This is a genomic window from Erysipelothrix sp. strain 2 (EsS2-6-Brazil) (genome assembly GCF_016617625.1).
GTDB lineage: Bacteria > Bacillota_I > Bacilli_A > Erysipelotrichales > Erysipelotrichaceae > Erysipelothrix > Erysipelothrix piscisicarius.
The window spans coordinates 82,624-100,070 of sequence record NZ_SBAR01000004.1; the positions used below are offsets into that span (position 1 = coordinate 82,624).

Consider the following 17,447-nt stretch of genomic DNA (forward strand, 5'->3'; position numbering starts at 1 on the left):
CATGAATAGTTTCCAAGTTAAAAATTTAAATCTTTTCTATGGGGATCATCAGGCACTCAAAGATATATCTATTGACATAAAAAAACAAAAAGTTACTGCTTTTATTGGACCTTCAGGATGTGGTAAATCGACGTTTCTACGATGCTTTAATCGAATGAATGATTTAGTAGAAAGTTGTCGAATTGAGGGAAGTGTACTTTTTGAAAATGAGAACATCTATGGAAGGGATGTGGTGGATTTAAGAACACGGGTAGGGATGGTGTTTCAACACCCAAATCCCTTTCCAATGAGCATCTATGATAATGTTGCGTATGGATTGCGATGCCAAGGTATCAAAGACAAACATGTTCTCGATGAAGCTGTTAAGACCGCACTGATTAAAGCGGCACTCTATGATGAGGTTTCGGATCGATTGGGTTCATCAGCACTCCGTCTATCAGGAGGTCAACAACAACGTTTATGCATCGCGCGTGCAATTGCTTTAAAACCTGAAGTGATTTTGATGGATGAACCAACTTCAGCACTCGACCCAATTGCTACCGCAAAGATTGAAGAATTAATTCTTGATTTAAAAAAAGATTATACAATTATTATCGTAACGCACTCAATGCAACAAGCGGGGCGTATCAGTGATATGACTGCCTTTTTCTTAATGGGTGATATTGTTGAATATGAAACGACACGTAAACTCTTTCATACCCCTAAAGATAAGCGTACTGAAGACTATATTACAGGCCGATTTGGCTAGGAGGAACTATGCGATTAGAAGACAAAATGTTGGTGTTTGAAGCGGATTTACTAGCGATGGCAGATCGCGTTCGTAAGCAGATGGCAATGGCGATTCAAGCAATAGTTACGGAGGATAAAACACTTGCTTTAAATGTCATAGAGAAAGATGACTATATTAATGATTCGGATGAAAGCATAAATGATCAAGCGATTGAAATTCTTTCGTTAATGCAGCCGGTCGCGAAAGATTTGAGAATGGTCGTTGGCGGGATTAAGGTGTCCGCGGATTTGGAACGGATTGGTGACTATGCCAAAAATATGGGGCGATACGTTATTAAAAGTAAAGAATCTCAACCTGAGTATCAAAGTGATGTTGAGTTGTTGGGGGCTAAGTTCCTCGAAAATTTCGATGCAGTTGTATCGCTTTTAAAGAAACCGAATGTTAAAGATGCCTATGTTGTTGCGGAGATGGATGAAGCTTTAGATGAACTTTTTCAAGGGATTATGGCGCGATATGCTTCAGAGCCTATAGAAACAGATCGTATTCCAACTCAAACAATTGGAATCTTGCGTAATATTGAGCGTGCAGGTGATCACGCGACGAATATTTGTGAGCATGTAATCTACATTGTGAAAGGACGTCATATCGATTTTGGGTAATATGTGATAAAAGGCTTAGATTTAAGCCTTTTTTTTGTGATATAATTAATGCGGAAGTGATAAAATGGAAATAAATTATATTAATCAATCAAATGATGACTTTTGGGACGCTTATGAGACGTATCTCAAGCCAATTTTGGAAGAGACTTTAAGCAAGACTGCTTTTGAGAAGGCAGTAGAAGTTAATGTTGTTTTAGTAGATGACCAAAGCATCCATAACTTTAATAAAGAATTCCGTAATATTGATCGACCTACAGATGTTTTAAGCTTTGAGGATGGTTCAATGGATGAGGAAGTTTTTATGATGGGGGATATTATTATCAGTGTTGATGCGATTCGCCGACAAGCAGAAGAATACGGGCACTCCCTTAAACGTGAGTTCTGTTTTCTCGTAGCACATGGGTACCTCCACTTATTAGGCTATGATCATCATACGCCGGAGGAGGAAGTCGTTATGTTTGGACTACAGAAAGAAATCTTGCATGATATCGCTCGCAAAGATTCTTAAACGTACCCGGAAAAAATTTAAGTCGGCATTTCAGGGTGTTAAGACCGGAGTGTTATACGATCATAGTATTCTGATACAACTGATTCTTGGATTCATTGCCATCATCGTTTTTGCGTTGATCGGGATTACTCCCGTTGAATGGATGTTTGTGGTGAGTGCAGTTTTTATGGTTCTGGTTACAGAATTTTTAAATTCAGCCGTAGAGGATATTTGTGATTTGCTTATTAAAAATTATAACTTGCATGTAAAAGAAATTAAGGACATTGCAGCAGGTGCAGTGTTGTTAGCAGCAATATATGCAATTATTATAGGAGTTATCGTGCTCACAAGGAGATTTATATGAAAGACGAACTCATTTCAAAAGCTTTTGAAGCAATGCGTAATGCCTATGCACCGTACTCGAATTACCATGTTGGCGCATGTCTTTTGACTCGCGATGGTAAGACGTTTGTAGGTGCAAATGTCGAAAATGCATCATATGGTGCAACAAACTGTGGTGAGCGAAGTGCTGTGTTTTCCGCTTATTCCCATGGATATCGACAAGCGGATATTGTTGGAATTGCAATCGTAACGGATGGCAGTCTTTTAGCAGGACCGTGTGGAATATGCAGACAAGTACTTTCAGAGTTGCTTGAACCGACAACACCGATCTATTTATCAAATGGCAACGAATCAATGACCACAAACATTGAAGAATTGATGCCATTAATGTTTGGAAAGAAGGACTTAAATGACATTTAAATCAGGATTTATTTCAATTGTTGGTCGTCCCAATGCTGGGAAATCAACATTAATTAATCAAATCGTTAAACAAAAAATAGCGATTGTTACAGAAAAAGCACAAACAACACGAGATGCGATTATCGGGGTTAAAACCGAAGAGGATTATCAACTTATTTTTATTGATACGCCTGGCATTCATAAACCAAAACATCAGTTGGGTGAACGAATGAATCGAACAGCCTATGCGCATTTTAAAGGCGTTGATTTGGTTTACTATATTATTGATGGTGCAGAACCATTTGGAACTGGTGATGAATTTGTCATTGAGCGATTAAGCAAACTGAAAATTCCCGTATTCCTAATTATTAATAAAGTTGATAAGATGAGCGAACAGGCTCTTTTAGAACGAATTGCTGCTTCGACTGATTTTAAATTTACGGAGATCATTCCAATTTCAGCTTTAGAAAACAATAATGTTGATCGATTATTGGATGTGACTCTAAGTTATATGGAAGAGGGTGTGATGTATTACCCTAAAGATCAAGTGAGTGCATACCCCGAACAATTTATTATGGCTGAAATTGTTCGTGAAAAAATTCTTGAGTTAACAGAAGAAGAAATACCTCACAGTGTAGCAGTTGCGATTGAGCGAATAGTTAAGAAGAAGAATGCGACAATTATTAGTGCTGTTATCCTCGTTGATCGACCTTCACAAAAAGGGATCATTATTGGTAAACAAGGGAGTATGATTAAGCAAATAGGGGAACGTGCTCGTGGAGAGTTGGAAACAGTTCTTGGAGAAAAAGTGTTTTTGGAAACCTATGTTCGTGTTGAAAAAAACTGGCGTAATCGTGCTCGAATGTTAAATCAGCTTGGATATATTGAAACTGAATATGAACAATAAAGATATTGGATTCATTGTGTCAATTGTTCCTTTTCGTGAACATGATGCAATGGTCCATTTTCTTGGTTATGAATATGGATTGATCCGGATGATTTTGCCGGGTTATTACCGTGCAAAATCAAAACAAGGTCGATTGGGTTTAGAATTTTCAAAAGTTCAATATCGATTTAATTATCAAAATCAAAAATTAAATCGAATTATAGGTGGGGAATCAATCAATGCGTATTTACAAGTGCGACAAGATCTTGATTGGTTGATGTATATGTCGTTGGTATCGGAATTAACCGTCCGTTGTTATGATGCCAATACGCATGCTTCATTCTATAATTGGTTTGAAAATTGTATTGAATCCACAGATTTAAAAGTGCTTTGTATCAAGTATTTGGCATTTCTAATTCAATTACAGGGATTTACTCCAGATGTTGAAGGGTGTGTGGTGTGTGGAAATACTCACGTAAATGCATTCTCAATTGAACAGGGCGGTTATGTCTGTGCAACCCATGCGTACCATCAATTTAAAACGACGAAGTCATTAATGATTGCACTACTTGGAATTTTTTCAGATCGTGATGTCGATGCATATTTAGAGACAATCAATCAATATGAGTTGTTAAAAATATTGGTTGAATATTTAGAATTTCATGGGGATTATAAATTTAATAGTTGGAAACTCATTTCTGATGTATAATAGAGGGAAAGCAATTGGAAGGTGAAAGAATGAAAAAATATGAATTTGAAACGATAGTAAACCATGTTAGAACAAGTGGTTTCGTTTTTCAAGGTAGTGAGATTTATGGTGGTTTAGCAAATACTTGGGATTTTGGTCCTTTAGGAATTGAATTAAAGCAAAATGTTAAGAAATTATGGTGGGAGTCTTTTGTTTCTCGAAATCCATATAACGTTGGGATTCAATCTGCTATTTTAATGAATCCATCAGTATGGCAAGCAAGTGGTCACTTAGACACTTTTAATGACCCTTTGATGGATTGTCGAAAATGTAATACGCGTCATCGCGCTGATAAACTTATTGAAGCGTTTTCGGAAACTGAAATTAATGCGGGTGTTATGAGCAATGACGAAATGGAATTGTATATTCAAGAACATCAAATTCCATGCCCTAATTGTGGTGGTCATGACTTTACAAACATTCGTCAATTTAATTTAATGTTTAAAACATTCCAAGGTGTTACGGAGGATAGTTCAAACGCAATCTATTTACGTCCTGAAACGGCACAGGGGATGTTTGTTAATTACCGTAATGTCCAACGTTCAATGCGTAAAAAACTACCATTTGGGATTGCGCAGATTGGTAAGTCATTTAGAAATGAAATTACACCAGGACAATTTATTTTTAGAACACGTGAGTTTGAACAAATGGAATTAGAATTTTTTGTGAAACCAGGTGAAGACCTTGAGTGGTATGAATATTGGAAGAAATTCGCAATGGATTGGTTAATTGGGCTTGGTATAAAACCTGAAAATCTACGTTTAAGAGAGCACGATGAAGATGAGTTATCACATTATTCTAAAGGAACAAGTGATATCGAATATCGTTTCCCATGGGGGTTTGATGAGTTGTGGGGCATTGCTGACCGTACTGATTATGACCTTAAACAACATCAAGAACACTCAAAAGTAAGTATGGAGTATTTAGATCCTGAGACAAATGAAAAATTTATCCCTTACTGTGTGGAACCATCTTTAGGGGTTGAACGATTAATGCTTGCGTTAATTTGTGAAGCCTATGATGAAGAAGAACTTGAAAATGATACACGTGTTGTAATGCATTTTTCACCAAAACTTGCGCCAACACAAGTGTGTGTGTTGCCGCTTTCCAAAAAATTAAGTGAACCGGCTCGTGAGGTTATGCATAAGCTAATGGGATCTTTTGCTTGTGATTTTGATGAGACGGCAAGTATTGGAAAACGATACCGTCGACAAGATGCAATCGGAACACCATTCTGTATTACATTTGATTTTGATTCTTTAGAAGATGAAAAGGTAACGTTACGCTATCGTGATTCAATGGAACAGGTTCGTGTAAGTGTGGACGAAGCGATTGCATTGATGCATGAAGAAATTAACAAATAAGAATAACGGGTGAGTGATATGAAGCGAATGCCAGAAGAATTGATCAATGACATTCGTGCTAAAACGGATATCGTTGATACCATTTCTCGATACATGACACTATCAAAAAAGGGCAAAAATTACTGGGGGGTTTGCCCTTTTCATGATGATAATAATCCATCTATGTCAGTCTCTCCAGATCGACAAATTTATAAATGCTTTGTTTGTGGAGCAGGCGGAAATGTTTTTTCTTTTGTAAAAGATTTTGAGAAAATTGGTTTCATTGATGCTGTCGTTAAAACTGCATCATTTATTGATGTTGATGTTTCAGAGTACGAACAGCAAAATATAGCACCGATAGACAATGAAAAATTAAAGTTATTTCAAGCACTTGATGAGACTCAAAAATTTACTGAATTTCAACTTTATACAAAGGCGGGTAAGGATGCATTAAGTAAACTTGAAGCACGTGGTTACAGTATGGAGTTGATAAAGAAATTTGGTATTGGCGTTGCATTTGGCGATAATCAATTATCAAAATATTTGTTAGCAAAAGGTTTTAACGAAAAAGAACTTGTGGATGCGGATTTAGTTCGGGTCTCCGAGCGTGGGGTTGAAGATGTGTTTTATCAGCGTATCATGTTTCCAATCTATGATCGACATGGGCGCGTAATTGCTTTTAGTGCACGGGCTCTAAATGATGATAATAAAGTTAAATATATCAATACTTCCGAAACGCGTTTATATACCAAAGGATTGACAGTTTATAATATCCACAATGCAAAAGATGCAGCACGTAAACAAGATTTTATTCTGGTAGCTGAAGGTGTTACCGACACAATTGCTTTTACCAAATCAGGCTTTGATAATACCGTTTCTTTACTGGGGGTCGCTTGTACCAATGAACAAATTCAAATGTTGAAACAGTGCAGTTCAAATATTGTTTTGGCTTTCGATGGTGATCGTGCCGGACTTGAAGCGACATATCAAGTTGGTTTGAAGTTACGTAAAGCACATTGTACAGTTACAGTATGGTATAATGATACGGGATTAGATCCAGATGAATGTATTCGTGAATTTGGAATTGAACGTGTTCAAAAAGGTGTTGCTGACCGTATTAATTGGCTAGATTTTTTAATGAGTTATGGAATTGGAAACTATGGTTTGGATTCATTTGATAATCGTAAACGAGTTGTTCAATTTATGATTGATCATTTAAAAGATGAAGACGAGTTGGAACAGAGCTATTACCTCAAGAAACTTTCTGACAAAACAAATTTTGAATATAGTGTGTTATCACAACAACTCAATGCGCGTAGTGTTTCGCTTGAACGTGATACCCACCGAATTCCGAATAATGTTGATCATGCGATGGAGTTTAATGTAAAAATTCCTGAAAGAGCAATTTTGAGACAAATGCTGATTTCTAAAGAAGCAGCATACCTATATCGAGATCAATTAGGATTCTTAGTGTCCGATTTGGCAACTGATTTTGCACTAATAATTCTCGATTGTTATCGTAATCAAGAAGTTATTGAAATTGCAGATATTTTATCTTTAAACATATCTGATAAAATGAAAAAATTTGCTATCGATATCGAATCAAGCGACTTATTGCATGGCTATAATCGAGCAAGTATGGAACAAAATATTAATTTGATTCGGGATCATCTTGTCGTCATGGGAGTCCATGATATGAAGGGTCGGGTGCTTCAACAAGATAAGATTGATGATCAAGCAGCACTACTCGAAGAAGCAATAAAACAATTAAGAAATAAAAATAAGAGAGAAGGAGAACATTGATGGCAGCTAAAAAATTAAAAACATTAGAAGAAGTTAAAGAGAGTTTTCTAAAACAATATGAGAAAAAGCGTGTTCTATTAAATGATGATGTAGAAAAGGCGATTGATCACCTTAATTTGAGTGATGATGATTCTGAAGATCTTTTTGAGTGGTTTACAGAAAAAGGCATTATTCTCAGTGATGATGAAGATGATATTGATGAGGAGGTAATGCTTGAAGCTGGTGAGCCGGATGTCGATGATGATTTTATTAGCGATGAGTCAGAAGAGGAAGATGAAATCTTTGACGATTCACTGAATAAAGTTGACCTTAGCTCATACGAAAATGAATTAACTAGTGCCAACATGGTTCGCATTAATGACCCTGTTAAGATGTATCTCAAGGAAATTGGTCGAGTTAATCTTTTAGATGCTAAAGATGAACCTGAAATTGCGCGCCGACTTCAAGAAGGGGAGCAAGCTAAAGAATTTATCATTAATAAGTATAAAGAAATTGTGGATCCAGCAATTACGGATGAGGAACTTGCGGAGCGTCTAACGGAAAACCAAATTGGGTACTTTTTTGATGATTTCGAAGCGTACCTTACGGATAACGGTGATGAGGAAAATCTTGCCTTTTTAACTAACTGGGTTGCAACTTATTACGATGGGTTGGAGGCGCGACGCATCCTAATCTCTGCAAACCTTCGTTTGGTTGTTTCAATCGCTAAAAAATATGTCGGTCGTGGAATGTTATTCTTAGACTTAATTCAAGAAGGAAACATGGGTCTTGTTAAAGCAGTTGAAAAGTTTGACTATACAAAAGGCTTTAAATTTTCAACATATGCAACATGGTGGATTCGCCAGGCCATTACTCGAGCAATTGCAGACCAAGCACGTACGATTCGAATCCCAGTACACATGGTCGAAACAATTAATAAATTAACTCGAATTCAAAGATCACTAGTTCAAACGCTCGGTCGTGAACCAACAGCTGAAGAAATTGCAGCTGAAATGGAAAACATTACCCCTGAAAAAGTGCGTGAAATTCAGAAAATTGCTTTAGATCCAGTTTCATTAGAGACACCGATTGGTGAAGAAGATGATTCGCATCTTGGTGATTTTATTGAAGATAAAGATGCATTATCACCAGATGAGTATGCGAACAATCAACTTCTTAAAGAAGAGATTAAAATGGTTCTTGAAGGGTTAACGGAACGGGAAGAAAAAGTCTTACGACTCAGATTCGGTTTAGAAGATGGACGTACTCGTACGTTAGAAGAGGTCGGGAAAGAGTTTAACGTTACACGTGAACGTATTCGTCAGATTGAAGCCAAAGCACTTCGTAAGTTGAAACATCCTACACGATCAAAACGCTTAAGAGACTTTGTAGACAAACGATAATATGAAGCTTTCGAATCGACTTACAGAGATTTTTAATTTAATTCCTGATCAAGCACGTGTTGCTGATGTGGGAACAGACCACGGATTACTTCTTATCAAAGCGATCCAAGAGCATAAAGCGTCTTTTGGTTATGGTCTTGATATTGCAGAAAAGCCATTACAACAGGCACGTGAAAATGTCGAGCGTTTTGGATTAAAAGATAAAATTGAACTCCAGTTAGGTAATGGTCTTGAAGGGTTTCAGGGTGACGCTAATTGCTATGTTATTGCGGGAATGGGCGCTGAAACAATATGGTCTATAATTTCTAATTATAAATTTAATGAGAATGATACAATTATCATTCAATCAAATACAAAAAATGCTTGGCTGCGTCAAACCGTTAGTGAGCATGGATTTGCACTTATTGATGAACGATTTATTTTAGAGCGAGAAATTCCAGTATTTATTATGGTAATCAAGGTCTCGACGTCAAACCAGAGTGCATTAACACAGGAAGATGTGTTGATTGGTCCTGTGTTAAAAAAACAACTTAATGAAGATTATCGAATCTATTTAACCAATCGCGCAAATCATCTATATTCTATTAAGAAGCATAATGTTGCTTTCGAAGAAGAATATAACACCATAAAGAATATTTTAGAAAAGGAGTGTTAATATGATGAATAATATTAATAAAAGATTTTTTGAACTGAATAAATTTAAAGATCTTACATCAGTTCAAGAAAAAGTTCTTAAAGAAATTAAGACTAAGCGTGATTTGATTGTTAAATCGGATACCGGTACAGGGAAAACGCATGCGTTCTTATTCGCTATTTTGGAACTTATTGATCCAACGGTAGAACAAACACAGGCTTTAATTCTTGCACCTACGCGTGAATTAGCGATGCAAATCCAGAGCTTTGCACGTGAAATTACTACTTTAGATGAACGCATTACGACCGAACTTGCAATTGGTGGTATGGACAATAGCCGTCTTAAAAAGAAAATTGAAAAACAACCGATGATTTTAATCACGACACCTGGGAAATTTATTGATATTTTAGGTTGGAGTGTTCTAAGACTTGATTTCATCAAGACTTTTGTTATAGACGAAACAGATATGATGTTAGACTATGGATTTATCAATGAAGTTGATACGATTGCATCAAGATTATCGAATGATACAATTTTTATGCTTTACAGTGCGACAATTCCAAGTGGGCTTCGTGCATTCATTAAAAAGTATCTAAAACACCCTATTGAAATCGTTTCAACAGAAGAAAAATTGAAACCAAGAATTGATCATATTCTCATTAATCAACGTCATCGTGATATGAATGAAGCAGTCCTTGACGTTTTATCAGCAATCAATCCATTACTTGCTGTTGTTTTCGCCAACACTAAAGTACAAGCAGGGGAAATTGCTCGATATCTTCGTGATTATGGAATTGAGTGTGTAGAGTTACATGGTGACGTTAGTGACCGTGGCCGTAAACAGGTATTGAATCAAATTAACAGCAAACGTGTTCAGTACATTGTTGCGACTGATTTGGCTGCTCGAGGTATTGATTTACCTGAAATCAGTCATGTCATTAATGCAGGGTTACCAAACCATGATTTAGATTTCTATACGCACCGATCAGGCCGAACTGGTCGAAGTGGTCGACAAGGATACAGTATTAGTATTGTTACCCAAAAAGATCAGGGTGCGGTAACGAGATTGATGAAAAAAGGTTTACGTTTTGAGTATAAACGCGTTAAAGATGGAGGTCTTGAAGATGTCCGTCCTTGGTTTAACCTCGAAAAACGTACCAAACAACTCGATCCAGAAATTGTCCAGGTGCTTCATCGTAAAAACGTGAAGGTTAAGCCTGGTTATAAAGTTAAGCGTAAACGAGAAATTGAACGTTTAACAAATAAGAAAAAACGTAATATGATTCAACAAGAAATTCGAGAACAGAAAAAAGAACGTGCAAAAGCAAAACAACGCGAACGTGCACTCGACACTGAGAAGTAGTGACTTAACGGGAGGTTTTGATGGGTATTTTTAAGCGACGTAAAAAAACTGACAATTATACAGGAAGCAGTGAACATTTAAAACAAGGATTAGATCTTGATAAGATGATTAATAATCGTCTGAAAATCTTTGTTGTTATTTTAATCGCCATCGCTGGGGGTCTTGTTTTTAGATTGTATAAGATTCAAATTGTAGGTCAGAATCATTATGAAGATTTACTAGCTAAATACTCATCGCCACCGGTTCGAATGCCAACAATGCGTGGTGAGTTTTTGGATTCAAAGGGACGTATTATCGTTTCAAATAAAGCTGTAAATTCAATAACCTATTATCCGTCAAAAATGCCTGAAGGCATGAAAGAGGAAGAAGTAGCGCTTAAGTTTGCAAAGCAGTTTGAAGTTAAAGATGAGTTGAATGAAGATGATTTAAAAGTATTATGGCTGAGAAAAAACAATCTTGGTGAAAGTCTTTTAACAGAAGAAGATCGCAAAACTATTAAAGAAACGGACATGGATCAGAGTGCCGTCGAGTCGTTAAAGAAAAGTAAAATTACGAAAGAGATGACTGATTCCCTTTCAGAAGATGATCGCCTTGCTTTTCAAGTGCAAGTTAAAATGGGAAACATTCAAATGGGGCAACCCTCAATTATTCTAGAGGAAGCCACGAATGAACAAATTTCGTATTTAGCGGAACATGCTGCTGAATTTCCCGGTTTCTCACGTACGACATCTTGGAAACGTGAACCCAATAAAGAAGTGGATTTAATGTCACTTATTGGTGATTTAGGGGATGTTCCATATGAAAAACGGGATTATTATGTTGCTGAGGGATATGAACTCAGCGAGCAGGTAGGAGCCTATGGATTAGAATACCAATATGAACAATTCCTTTCAGGTTATAATAGTGAATATGAACGAACCTCAGGAAGTAAGTTTAAACTTCAAAAAGATGGACGCAAAGGTAATGATATACGTTTGACTATCGACATGGATTTACAAAAAGAGATGGAAAAGATTGTTAAAGAGCGTCTTGATTATCAAAAAAGCATTGGTGAGCGTACAAAGATTAACAATCAAATTCATGTTGTAGCAACCGATCCTCAGACCGGCGACATTTTAGGTATTGTAGCAATGGTCCGTGGTAAAGACGGTAAATACTATAATGATCCTCAGTTAACGATGCTTCAAGGGTATCCTGTTGGGTCAACGATTAAAGGGGCGACAGTATACATGGGGTTGGATCAAGGGGTTATGAAACCCGGTGAGACCGTCAATGATACGCCTATGTATATTGAAGGGACACCACCAAGACATTCATGGCGTAATCTTGGAATTGTTGATGATCAGACGGCATTACAACATTCTTCAAATATTTACATGTTTAATGTTGCAATACGTCTTGGTGGATCTTCATATGTACCCAATGGACCACTTGTATTTTCGGATGCTGAAAAAACCTTTGCACTAATGCGAAATTACTACAGTCAATTTGGTTTAGGGGTTCGTACTCAAGTAGATTATCCGCGAGAAGAAATTGGTTATAAAGGCGGAACAAGTAATTCAGGTTCACTACTAGAATTTGCGATCGGTCAATTTGATAACTACAATGCAATGCAACTCAGTCAATACATCACGACAGTTGCTAATGGCGGATATCGATTACAACCTCATTTTGTAAAAGAAGCGTTAAATCATGATACGCACCGTCCTGTCTATCAAAACAATGTTAATATTCTTAATTCCATTGAAAATAAAGAAATGTTAGAGCGAGTTCGCTCCGGTATGCGTTTGTGTGCTTCCTCAAATATGTGTGGGGATCTTATTGCAACCGTACCATATAGTGCTGCAGCAAAAACTGGGACAGCGCAAGCGTATGATCCAGAGATTGGTTCCTATATCAATAATACATATGTTGCATTTGCTCCATATGAGCAGCCCAAAATAGCTGTAGCATGTATTGCACCGCTTGCTTATACTGAAGATTTATCGAATCCTGTTACAAATATTTGTACTTCAACAGGAGATCGAATTGTTGATGCTTATATGAATTTAAAATAATATATGCAATTAAAATAATATATGATATAATGAGTTGGCTAATAAATATTGGAGGTAACTATGAGAACTCAAGCGATTTTAGTTTGCACAGAATGTGGCGATGAAAACTATCACACAAGTAGAAACAAAAAAGTTCAATTAGAACGTATGGAAGTTACAAAATACTGCCCACGTGAGCGCAAACATACATTACATAAGGAAAAAAAATAAGCCTCTTTTGGCTTTTTTTTCTAGGTGAAAACGATGAAAGTAACATACAAGACATTAGGCTATGCAGCCACAAATACATATTACTTAAGTGATGGGAACCAAATGCTTATCATTGATCCATGTTTAGATCCACATCAAAATACTACCAATCTTTTAAAACCAACAGAGGGTTTTGAGGTTCTTGGCGTGCTCTTGACACACGGCCATTTTGATCATATTTCGGGTGTTGACGTTATCGTGGATACATTTAAGTGTCCGGTATACATGTATCATGAAGAAATTCACTATCTAAAAGATATGTCGTATAATTTATCAAATCAAACACCGGAGCCTTTTACGATCAATGCGAATCCGATTGCAATTGATTTGGAACCGTTAACAATCGGTCCTTTTGAATGTGATGTTGTTAAGACAGCAGGTCATACCAGTGGCTCTATTTCTTTTGTTTTTGATGATTTTATATTCGATGGTGATTTTATATTTGAACAAAGTATTGGAAGAACAGATTTACCTACTGGCAATATGAACGTCATGAATGCATCACTAAGAAGTTTTATAGCGGATTTTGGTGATATTGATTATATACTTTATCCTGGGCATGGGTCACCAACATCACTTTATAAAGAAATTGAAACCAATCCATATTTAAAACCTAATCTATAGATTAGGTTTTTTTTATCTATTCTCGTAATTTAAGGTATGGAATATATTGATAAGAAATTACATGATTTATTAAAGATGGCACTTTCACAATCAATTACAGATATCCATTTCGACATTACGGAAATCTTTCAAGTGATTCGCATGAGACGCCATAAAAAAACGATTAGAGTAATCCATGATCCAGGATCGAGCAAACTCTATGAACACTTAAAATATATATCGCGTTTTGATTTAAGTTTAACAGACATTCCACAAACGGGGACGTTTAGTATGATTTTTGATCGAAAGTATTATTTTAGATTTGCTGCAATTGAAACGTTTGAAAGAAAAAATGGTGTTGTTCGGATTTTGAATATTGTATTGATTCATTCTGCCTACGAATGTATTTCGAATAAGCGAATTGTAAAATCACTTTTAAAATCTTTTGAAGTAAACTCCGGTTTAATTCTATTTTCGGGTGTAACCGGGTCAGGTAAGTCTACAACCATGTTCAATGTTCTTAAGGAAATTACGACAGCATCCATTTACAGTGTTGAGAGTCCAATTGAGCATTTCTATAGCCATATTATCCAACTCGAGCCCATTAAATCACGACTTACTCAAGAAGATATTTTGAACCAACTTTTAAGGATGGATGCTGACATCATTGTGTTTGGTGAAATACGTACACGACAGGATTTAAGTCTATGTATTCGAGCTGTGAATATGGGGCATCGTGTATGTGCTACGATTCATGCGAGAAGTTCTTTTCATACAATCGATCGTCTCTTTGATCTTGGCGCAACGCGCTATGAAATTGAAACAGGATTAAACGGTATTTTATACCATTATCTGAAAAATACAAAAGGAGGGGCTATTTTTAAACATGAATTTTCAGATAAACTTCAAATTTATGACTACCTTAATCAAACATGTAAAAACGAACCTGTTGTCGATCTCTGAAACGGATAAATCAGTTTTAAGGCTTCTTGTCGTTGGTCTTTCTTTTCAGGAAATTAAATTTTACCTAAACATAAAAGATCAATCTTTCGATGCATACCTTCATCGAATCCTTCCAATCAATCTCTATGCACTTTATCCTCAAGTATCTGGAATTACACTTCTAAAGTTATACGATGAACTTAAAACACGAAAAGCTTATCGTTTCAAATTATTATGTCAATCGCTCGGATATTGGATTTTTCTTCACGCAGTCGTTTTATTTATGTTTGTATTTTACCGGAATCTATTGTATCCCGCTGTCGCCAAAGAACTTGAAGTATTTTCAAATAATCAGATTTATTCAAATGTTTCTCAAATATTGAGTCGAATTCTTTTGTATTTACAAATGTTGTTTCTAATACTTTTTATTTTAGCACTAAGTGTTTGTAGTCATAAAAAAATACGAATGATGATTGGTGCGGTGATCAATGGAATTTGGAAAGATAATTTGCTTGTTTTGTATCTATCGGAACAATTTTGTTTATTCTTCTCGATGATTTATCCTGAAACTAAAACAACACGTTTAACGCTTAAGTGTCTTCGAACTTCACTTTCTAAAACACTATCTGGTTCAATTGCATTTGAAATTGAACGTCTTTTGGAACAGGGTCAAGACATTTCAGATGCGTTATCACATGCTTCGCTCCATAGTTTAATTAAAAGCAATATGCGTGAGGGATTTCTATTTAATAATTTAGAATCGGTTTTCGGCACATGTTTAAATCTTACAGATATTCTTATATTGCACAATCTTACAAAAGTCATTCGAACATATAGGATGTTCGTCTCAATAAACATAATTATGATTGTGGTTATCTACTATGAACTAGTTATGATTCCACTTAAACTTATGGAGGGATTATGAAGCAAGGGTTTACGCTAATTGAAATGGTACTTGTGATGACGATTGTCGCAATTATCTTTATGTTGACACTACCAAACATTCAAAAGACGATCACGATGGTAAATCGGAAAGGGTGTGATGCTCAGAAGAAAATTGTAGATGCAGCAATTATGCAATATAAAATAAATTATGATGAATTACCAACAACAATAGATCAACTGATTAATGCAGGTTATTTAAGAGCAAATCAATCTAAATGTTTCAACGGTGAGGGCATCCACATTGAAAATGGTCAAGCTGTATAATATACGTTTTAGCCTGTGTGAATTTCTTCTTATGGTATTTGTTGTGAGTGCATCGATTCCAGTATTTCTTTCATTTCAAATTGAGATGAAGCACGAACCCAATTTGCTTGAGTATCAATTAAGTGCAATGGAAGATCTCGAAGTGGTTCCAATTCATGATAATCATTGGTTTAATGCGAACGGAAACATCAATAAAGGAGGGACAATTCAAATTGACGAGTACCGTTGTGTCATTCAACTTGGTTTTGGACGGTATCGCTGTGATTAGCTGCTTTACTTATATAGAGGTGATGTATTGTTTATTTATTTTAAGTTTGATGACCTATTTATTGTGTCTGTTTTATGCATAGAGCTTATTCGTTAATTGAGTATCTCTTGTGTTTAGCAATTACACCTTTGTTAATACTTGTTTTAAATCAGACTCTTGAACGGAGTTACATGCTTTTGGCTGAGGCACCGAGAATTAAACAGAATACTGTTTTTGAACTTCAGCTGCAACAGCTTTTAATTCGGAGTCGACGCGTAAAATGTGAAGCCAATCGGATATACTTTGAAAGAAACAATTTAGTTAATGAAATCAGTTTTAATGGGAAATATATTATTAAAAAACCAGGTTATGAGATTCTCTTGCATAATGTTACAGACTTTTCATGTGAAGGAAGTAGGGTGACTTATACGTTTGAAGCGAAAGAATACGAGTTTTATGGATGGTAACCTTGTCGGTTGCGCCAATGTCGTTTTTGTTATTTTATGTTTTTCAATTATTAAAGCATCAACACTCTATGTAAAGCATTATCGAATGAAGCAGACCATTAATAATATACAACAACGGATCGAATTGGAACGACTGGTGATTGACCATTTTTGTTTTGAGGATGAGGATTTCATGTACGAAGATGCTAACTTTGAAGTTTTTGCACAAAAAAAAGATCAAAAAGTTTATGTTTCTATAAATGGTATTAGGTCATATCGGTTTTCTTATGATATAATTGATGATGGAAGTTTTAACTTAACTAAAATGGAGGATTAATTATGATTCAATCAAATGATTTAAGAGCTGGGATGTCAATTATCTATGAAGACAACTTATACCAAGTGTTGGATACATCGCATAATAAAACAGCGCAACGACAAATGATTATCAAAGCTAAAGTTCGTAACATGCGTTCAGGTTCTGTTACGGAACTAACAATGATCGGTGGCGATAAAGTTGAGCAAGCACATATTGATAAACGTGTAATGCAATATCTATATGATGCTGGCGAAGAACTTGTTTTCATGGATGGTGAAACATACGAGCAACTCGAAATTTCAAAATCCCGTCTTGAATGGGAAATGAACTTTATGAAAGAAAATCAAGATATTACTGTTGTTTTCTATGAGTCTGAAGTACTTGGTGTTAATTTACCAGAAAAAATTGCTTTAAAAGTTACTCAAGCTGAGCCAGCTGTTAAAGGTGATACAGCAACAAATGCTCAAAAAAACGCTGTTGTTGAAACAGGATTAGAAATCCGCGTTCCGTTATTTATCAGCGAAGGTGAGATTGTACTTGTAAATACTACAGATGGTAAATATTCAGGTCGTGCATAAATCTATTATCAAATAACCACA

General features: G+C 35.9%; 22 protein-coding genes. All 22 read left to right on the forward strand.

Features of this window, described 5'->3' with window-relative positions; all coding sequences use genetic code 11:
- Nucleotide 1: 1 nt before the first annotated feature.
- The 22 genes from pstB to efp all read left to right on the forward strand — a co-directional run bounded on the left by pstB (nt 2) and on the right by efp (nt 17,426).
- A complete protein-coding gene (gene pstB / locus EPJ89_RS04005; protein WP_200549056.1) occupies nt 2–748 on the forward strand; it encodes a phosphate ABC transporter ATP-binding protein PstB in 747 nt (248 codons plus the stop codon).
- Between the two features lie 8 nt (nt 749–756).
- Nucleotides 757–1,389 (forward strand): phosphate signaling complex protein PhoU, encoded by a 633-nt coding sequence (phoU, locus tag EPJ89_RS04010; RefSeq protein WP_161636374.1) that lies wholly within the window; start codon nt 757–759, stop codon nt 1,387–1,389.
- Nucleotides 1,390–1,453: 64 nt separating this feature from the next.
- Nucleotides 1,454–1,897 (forward strand): rRNA maturation RNase YbeY, encoded by a 444-nt coding sequence (gene ybeY, locus EPJ89_RS04015; RefSeq protein ID WP_125164417.1) that lies wholly within the window; start codon nt 1,454–1,456, stop codon nt 1,895–1,897.
- The gene (locus EPJ89_RS04020; protein ID WP_125164418.1) at nt 1,872–2,240 is read left to right on the forward strand and encodes a diacylglycerol kinase family protein; all 369 of its coding nucleotides are present in this window, start codon (nt 1,872–1,874) and stop codon (nt 2,238–2,240) included. The genes ybeY and EPJ89_RS04020 overlap by 26 nt, the downstream gene beginning before the upstream one ends.
- The gene (gene cdd, locus EPJ89_RS04025; protein WP_125164419.1) at nt 2,237–2,638 is read left to right on the forward strand and encodes a cytidine deaminase; all 402 of its coding nucleotides are present in this window, start codon (nt 2,237–2,239) and stop codon (nt 2,636–2,638) included. Before EPJ89_RS04020 ends, cdd begins: the two co-directional genes overlap by 4 nt.
- Nucleotides 2,628–3,524 carry a GTPase Era gene (gene era / locus EPJ89_RS04030; protein WP_161636375.1) on the forward strand — a complete coding sequence of 299 codons (897 nt, stop codon included), beginning with the start codon at nt 2,628–2,630 and terminating at the stop codon, nt 3,522–3,524. Before cdd ends, era begins: the two co-directional genes overlap by 11 nt.
- On the forward strand, nt 3,514–4,212 hold the full coding sequence (recO, locus tag EPJ89_RS04035; RefSeq protein WP_125164420.1) for a DNA repair protein RecO: 699 nt from the start codon (nt 3,514–3,516) through the stop codon (nt 4,210–4,212). The genes era and recO overlap by 11 nt, the downstream gene beginning before the upstream one ends.
- 29 nt (nt 4,213–4,241) lie before the next feature.
- Nucleotides 4,242–5,615, forward strand: coding sequence for a glycine--tRNA ligase (locus tag EPJ89_RS04040; protein WP_161636376.1), 1,374 nt, complete (start codon nt 4,242–4,244; stop codon nt 5,613–5,615).
- Nucleotides 5,616–5,633: 18 nt separating this feature from the next.
- Complete coding sequence (gene dnaG, locus EPJ89_RS04045) at nt 5,634–7,397, forward strand: DNA primase (protein ID WP_161636377.1); 1,764 nt, start codon at nt 5,634–5,636, stop codon at nt 7,395–7,397.
- A complete protein-coding gene (gene rpoD, locus EPJ89_RS04050) occupies nt 7,397–8,779 on the forward strand; it encodes an RNA polymerase sigma factor RpoD (RefSeq protein ID WP_161636378.1) in 1,383 nt (460 codons plus the stop codon). The genes dnaG and rpoD overlap by 1 nt, the downstream gene beginning before the upstream one ends.
- Nucleotide 8,780: 1 nt before the next feature.
- Complete coding sequence (locus EPJ89_RS04055) at nt 8,781–9,434, forward strand: tRNA (adenine(22)-N(1))-methyltransferase (protein ID WP_161636379.1); 654 nt, start codon at nt 8,781–8,783, stop codon at nt 9,432–9,434.
- A 1-nt stretch (nt 9,435) separates the two neighbouring features.
- Nucleotides 9,436–10,776 carry a DEAD/DEAH box helicase gene (locus EPJ89_RS04060; RefSeq protein ID WP_161636380.1) on the forward strand — a complete coding sequence of 447 codons (1,341 nt, stop codon included), beginning with the start codon at nt 9,436–9,438 and terminating at the stop codon, nt 10,774–10,776.
- A gap of 20 nt (nt 10,777–10,796) precedes the next feature.
- The gene (locus EPJ89_RS04065) at nt 10,797–12,833 is read left to right on the forward strand and encodes a peptidoglycan D,D-transpeptidase FtsI family protein (RefSeq protein WP_161636381.1); all 2,037 of its coding nucleotides are present in this window, start codon (nt 10,797–10,799) and stop codon (nt 12,831–12,833) included.
- 60 nt (nt 12,834–12,893) lie between these two features.
- Nucleotides 12,894–13,043: a 50S ribosomal protein L33 gene (gene rpmG / locus EPJ89_RS04070; RefSeq protein WP_125164426.1), complete on the forward strand. Its 150-nt coding sequence runs from the start codon at nt 12,894–12,896 to the stop codon at nt 13,041–13,043.
- Nucleotides 13,044–13,076: 33 nt separating this feature from the next.
- Entirely contained in the window at nt 13,077–13,706 is a 630-nt protein-coding gene (locus EPJ89_RS04075) for an MBL fold metallo-hydrolase (RefSeq protein ID WP_161636382.1), read from the forward strand.
- Between the two features lie 36 nt (nt 13,707–13,742).
- Nucleotides 13,743–14,648 carry an ATPase, T2SS/T4P/T4SS family gene (locus tag EPJ89_RS04080; RefSeq protein WP_161636383.1) on the forward strand — a complete coding sequence of 302 codons (906 nt, stop codon included), beginning with the start codon at nt 13,743–13,745 and terminating at the stop codon, nt 14,646–14,648.
- The gene (locus tag EPJ89_RS04085; protein ID WP_161636384.1) at nt 14,572–15,552 is read left to right on the forward strand and encodes a hypothetical protein; all 981 of its coding nucleotides are present in this window, start codon (nt 14,572–14,574) and stop codon (nt 15,550–15,552) included. Before EPJ89_RS04080 ends, EPJ89_RS04085 begins: the two co-directional genes overlap by 77 nt.
- A complete protein-coding gene (gene comGC / locus EPJ89_RS04090; protein WP_125164428.1) occupies nt 15,549–15,836 on the forward strand; it encodes a competence type IV pilus major pilin ComGC in 288 nt (95 codons plus the stop codon). Before EPJ89_RS04085 ends, comGC begins: the two co-directional genes overlap by 4 nt.
- A 31-nt stretch (nt 15,837–15,867) precedes the next feature.
- On the forward strand, nt 15,868–16,104 hold the full coding sequence (locus tag EPJ89_RS04095) for a competence protein ComGD (RefSeq protein ID WP_125164429.1): 237 nt from the start codon (nt 15,868–15,870) through the stop codon (nt 16,102–16,104).
- Between the two features lie 74 nt (nt 16,105–16,178).
- Nucleotides 16,179–16,550: a ComGF family competence protein gene (locus tag EPJ89_RS04100; protein WP_161636385.1), complete on the forward strand. Its 372-nt coding sequence runs from the start codon at nt 16,179–16,181 to the stop codon at nt 16,548–16,550.
- The gene (locus EPJ89_RS04105) at nt 16,516–16,866 is read left to right on the forward strand and encodes a hypothetical protein (protein ID WP_237558254.1); all 351 of its coding nucleotides are present in this window, start codon (nt 16,516–16,518) and stop codon (nt 16,864–16,866) included. The genes EPJ89_RS04100 and EPJ89_RS04105 overlap by 35 nt, the downstream gene beginning before the upstream one ends.
- A 2-nt stretch (nt 16,867–16,868) precedes the next feature.
- On the forward strand, nt 16,869–17,426 hold the full coding sequence (gene efp, locus EPJ89_RS04110; RefSeq protein WP_161636386.1) for an elongation factor P: 558 nt from the start codon (nt 16,869–16,871) through the stop codon (nt 17,424–17,426).
- Nucleotides 17,427–17,447 lie beyond the last annotated feature (21 nt).

Excerpts from the sequence above, each read along its gene's own strand:
- pstB (WP_200549056.1), top strand. The coding sequence starts at position 2 with ATGAATAGTTTCCAAGTTAAAAATTTAAATCTTTTCTATGGGGATCAT.
- phoU (WP_161636374.1), top strand. The coding sequence starts at position 757 with ATGCGATTAGAAGACAAAATGTTGGTGTTTGAAGCGGATTTACTAGCG.
- ybeY (WP_125164417.1), top strand. The coding sequence starts at position 1,454 with ATGGAAATAAATTATATTAATCAATCAAATGATGACTTTTGGGACGCT.
- EPJ89_RS04020 (WP_125164418.1), top strand. The coding sequence starts at position 1,872 with ATGATATCGCTCGCAAAGATTCTTAAACGTACCCGGAAAAAATTTAAG.
- cdd (WP_125164419.1), top strand. The coding sequence starts at position 2,237 with ATGAAAGACGAACTCATTTCAAAAGCTTTTGAAGCAATGCGTAATGCC.
- era (WP_161636375.1), top strand. The coding sequence starts at position 2,628 with ATGACATTTAAATCAGGATTTATTTCAATTGTTGGTCGTCCCAATGCT.
- recO (WP_125164420.1), top strand. The coding sequence starts at position 3,514 with ATGAACAATAAAGATATTGGATTCATTGTGTCAATTGTTCCTTTTCGT.
- EPJ89_RS04040 (WP_161636376.1), top strand. The coding sequence starts at position 4,242 with ATGAAAAAATATGAATTTGAAACGATAGTAAACCATGTTAGAACAAGT.
- dnaG (WP_161636377.1), top strand. The coding sequence starts at position 5,634 with ATGAAGCGAATGCCAGAAGAATTGATCAATGACATTCGTGCTAAAACG.
- rpoD (WP_161636378.1), top strand. The coding sequence starts at position 7,397 with ATGGCAGCTAAAAAATTAAAAACATTAGAAGAAGTTAAAGAGAGTTTT.
- EPJ89_RS04055 (WP_161636379.1), top strand. The coding sequence starts at position 8,781 with ATGAAGCTTTCGAATCGACTTACAGAGATTTTTAATTTAATTCCTGAT.
- EPJ89_RS04060 (WP_161636380.1), top strand. The coding sequence starts at position 9,436 with ATGATGAATAATATTAATAAAAGATTTTTTGAACTGAATAAATTTAAA.
- EPJ89_RS04065 (WP_161636381.1), top strand. The coding sequence starts at position 10,797 with ATGGGTATTTTTAAGCGACGTAAAAAAACTGACAATTATACAGGAAGC.
- rpmG (WP_125164426.1), top strand. The coding sequence starts at position 12,894 with ATGAGAACTCAAGCGATTTTAGTTTGCACAGAATGTGGCGATGAAAAC.
- EPJ89_RS04075 (WP_161636382.1), top strand. The coding sequence starts at position 13,077 with ATGAAAGTAACATACAAGACATTAGGCTATGCAGCCACAAATACATAT.
- EPJ89_RS04080 (WP_161636383.1), top strand. The coding sequence starts at position 13,743 with ATGGAATATATTGATAAGAAATTACATGATTTATTAAAGATGGCACTT.
- EPJ89_RS04085 (WP_161636384.1), top strand. The coding sequence starts at position 14,572 with ATGAATTTTCAGATAAACTTCAAATTTATGACTACCTTAATCAAACAT.
- comGC (WP_125164428.1), top strand. The coding sequence starts at position 15,549 with ATGAAGCAAGGGTTTACGCTAATTGAAATGGTACTTGTGATGACGATT.
- EPJ89_RS04095 (WP_125164429.1), top strand. The coding sequence starts at position 15,868 with ATGGTATTTGTTGTGAGTGCATCGATTCCAGTATTTCTTTCATTTCAA.
- EPJ89_RS04100 (WP_161636385.1), top strand. The coding sequence starts at position 16,179 with ATGCATAGAGCTTATTCGTTAATTGAGTATCTCTTGTGTTTAGCAATT.
- efp (WP_161636386.1), top strand. The coding sequence starts at position 16,869 with ATGATTCAATCAAATGATTTAAGAGCTGGGATGTCAATTATCTATGAA.